This is a genomic window from Cupriavidus basilensis, assembly GCF_029335485.1.
In the GTDB taxonomy this organism is placed as follows: domain Bacteria; phylum Pseudomonadota; class Gammaproteobacteria; order Burkholderiales; family Burkholderiaceae; genus Cupriavidus; species Cupriavidus basilensis_E.
In genome coordinates this window covers 1-3,161 of record NZ_JARJLM010000100.1, presented here as the reverse complement: position 1 = coordinate 3,161, position 3,161 = coordinate 1, and the positions used below count along the sequence as shown (strand labels likewise).

The 3,161-nt window shown below is 70.0% G+C and carries 2 protein-coding genes; one reads left to right on the top strand and one right to left on the bottom strand.

Features of this window, described 5'->3' with window-relative positions; all coding sequences use genetic code 11:
• A partial coding sequence (locus P3W85_RS05925; protein WP_276264090.1) for an ABC transporter permease occupies positions 1–1,624 on the bottom strand: 1,624 nt, incomplete at its 3' end.
• A gap of 212 nt (positions 1,625–1,836) precedes the next feature.
• On the opposite strand from P3W85_RS05925, the gene P3W85_RS05920 reads away from it, so the two are divergent.
• On the top strand, positions 1,837–2,892 hold the full coding sequence (locus P3W85_RS05920; RefSeq protein ID WP_430869502.1) for an ABC transporter ATP-binding protein: 1,056 nt from the start codon (positions 1,837–1,839) through the stop codon (positions 2,890–2,892).
• The last annotated feature ends 269 nt before the right edge of the window (positions 2,893–3,161 follow it).

The window sequence follows — 3,161 nt, the reverse complement described above, 5'->3', positions numbered from 1 at the left end:
GCGACAGCAGGATGACCGGCAGCAGCCCCACGGCGACGATCACCAGCGACGCCGTGGCAGCTTCGGCCAGGCGCTCGTCCGAGGCCAGGTTGTAGGCCTGCACGGCCAGCGTATCGAAGTTGAACGGCCGCATCACGAAGGTGGCGGGCAATTCCTTCATGACGTCGACGAAGACGATCAGCGCAGCGGTCAGCAGGCTGCCGCGCAGCATGGGCAGATGCACGCGCCGCAGCGTGGCGGCGGGGCCGTGGCCCAGGCTGCGCGCTGCGGCGTCCATGCCTGGCGTGATCTTGCCCAGGCCGGCGTTGACGGTTTGCAGCGCTACGCCGAGAAAGCGCACCAGGTAGGCATAGACCAGCGCGGCGACGCCGCCTGTCAGCAGCAGCCCGACCGACAATCCCATGTGCTGTTGCAGCCAGGACGACAGGACATTGTCCAGCCGCGCCACCGGCACCAGCACTCCCACCGCGACCACCGAGCCGGGCAGCGCATAGCCCATCCCGCATACCCGCGTCAGCGCGCGCAGCAGCCAGCCCCGGCCCGCCGCCATGCCGCGCCCGGCGTAGCCGATCACCAGCGCTGCCAGCACGGCCACCAGCGCGGTGACGCTGGCCAGCAGGAAGCTGTTGCGCACCAGCCCGATGAAGCGCGGGCCAAACTGCGCGTCGCCCTCGGACAGCGCCATCTTGCACAGCATCAGCGCCGGGACGGCAAAACCCAGCAGCACGGGCAGCGCGCACGCCAGCAGCGCCAGCGCGGCCCGCCAGCCGTGCAGGCGGTAGGCCGGGGCGCGGCGCTGGCCGCCATGCACGCGCGCGCGTCCCCGGCTGGCACGCTCCGCCAGCAGGATGCCGATCACGAACACCAGCATGCAGGCCGACAACTGGGCCGCGGCGTTCTTGTCGCCCAGCGAGAACCAGGCGCGGTAGATGCCGGTGGAGAAGGTCGGGATGCCGAAGTAGGCCACGGTGCCGAAATCGGCCAGCGTCTCCATCAGCGCCAGCGCCGTGCCGGCCACGATGCCGGGGCGCGCCAGCGGCAGCATCACGCGCCAGACGCTGCCCCAGGTGCCATGGCCCAGCAGGCGCGCCGCCTCCAGCGTGTTCAGGGTCTGCTGCAGGAAGGCCGCGCGCGCGGTCAGGTAGACATAGGGATACAGCACCAGCGTGAACAGCACGATGGCGCCGCCCAGCGAGCGGATATCGGGGAACCAGTACTCGCGGGCGCGCCAGCCGGTCACCTCGCGCAGCCAGCTTTGCACCGGGCCGGCGAACTGCAGCGCGTCCGTATAGGCGTAGGCGATCACGTAGGCCGGCATCGCCAGCGGCAGCACCAGCGCCCATTCCAGCCAGGCACGTCCGGCAAAGCGGTAGGTGCTGACCAGCCAGGCGGTGGGCACGCCAAGCACCAGCACGCCGGCACATACGCCCGCGAGCAGCCAGAGCGTATTGCCGACGTACTCCGCCAGCACCGTATCGGCAAGGTGGCGCCAGGTGTCGCCGCTGGGCGCGAGCAGGCTGCCGGCCACTTGCGCAATCGGCAGCGCGATCAACAGCGCGGCGAGGCCGGCGACCAGGGCCAGCGGGGGCAAACTGCGGGTACGGCTTGGGCGAAGCAGGCTCATGCGTTGGTGGCTGGAACGTCTGGGTGAGGGTGCTGGAGCGCCGGAGCGCCGCAGCACGCTAGCCGGCCGCGTGCGTTGGTCCGCGTGCGCCGGCGGGCATGCACAGCATTCTAGCAACGGGTGGCAGCGGGCCGGCGGCGGCGCGCGACACGCACGGGCCGGCTCTCCCTATAATGCTGGCCATGCGAGGCTATCCCCATTCCAGTCCGTCCATGCAAACGCGATCCGATACGCTGATCGAGGTCGATCGCATCCATCATGGCTTTGGCAGCCAGTCCGTCGTCAACGGCCTGTCCTTCACCCTGGCGCGCGGCAGCATCGCCTGCCTGCTCGGCCCCAGCGGCTGCGGCAAGACCACCGTGCTGCGCGCCATCGCCGGCTTCGAGCCGCTGCGCGAAGGCCGTATCCTGCTGGACGGGGCGGTGATGTCGTCGCCGGGCTTCGCCGTGGCGCCCGAGCATCGGCGCATCGGCATGGTGTTCCAGGACTACGCCCTGTTCCCGCACCTCAGCGTGGCCGACAACGTCGGCTTCGGGCTGCATGCCGCGCGCCGTGGCGAGCGCGCCGCGCGGGTCGGGGAAATGCTGGCGCTGGTGGGCCTGGCTGGCAGCGGTGGCAAGTTCCCGCATGAACTGTCAGGCGGCCAGCAACAGCGGGTGGCGCTGGCACGCGCCCTGGCGCCGCGTCCGGAGCTGCTGCTGCTCGACGAACCGTTCTCGAATCTCGACGTCGACCTGCGCGAGCGCTTGAGCCTGGAAGTCCGCGCCATCCTCAAGGCGCAAGGCACCACCGCCATCCTGGTCACGCATGATCAGTACGAGGCCTTTGCCATGGCCGATGAAATCGGCGTGATGCACGCCGGGGCGATCGAGCAGTGGGATAGCGCCCACAATCTCTATCACCGCCCGGCCACGCGCGTCGTCGCGGATTTCATCGGCCAGGGTGTGCTGATGCCGGGCCGCCTCGAAAGCCCGCACGCGGTCGCACTGGAACTCGGCACGCTGCACAGCCGCGAAGCGCTGGGCATGCCGCCCGCCACCGTCGACGTGCTGATCCGTCCCGACGATATCGTCCATGACGATGCGAGCCCGCTGCGGGCAGAGATACTCAACAAGGCCTTCCGGGGCGCCGAGATCCTGTACACGCTGCGCCTGGCCGGCGGCGGGCGCGTGCTGTCGCTGGTGCCCTCGCACCATGATCACGCCGTCGGCGAGCACATCGGCATTCGCGTCGAAGTCGACGATGTGGTGGCGTTCGGGCGCGGCTGAGCGCACGCCGGCGCTGGCAGCCTGATTGCCTTTTTCCTACCGGCCTGTTTCGGAGGACCAAGGCCGTATCGCCACGGTTTCACATGCCTTCATTATTGCAAGACCCCCAAGCACAGCCGCTCTGTTTGCTTCCCTGAAATGCGGCCCCAGCTGTTGCGCAGCGGCCTGCCGCTCGCCCTCCCTGCCTGCGGCGCCGCGCCCGCGGGAGCGGTGACGGCATGGCGCAACCGTGCGGGCGGCGAGCGTGCCGGCGTGCTGGACGCCTTCAT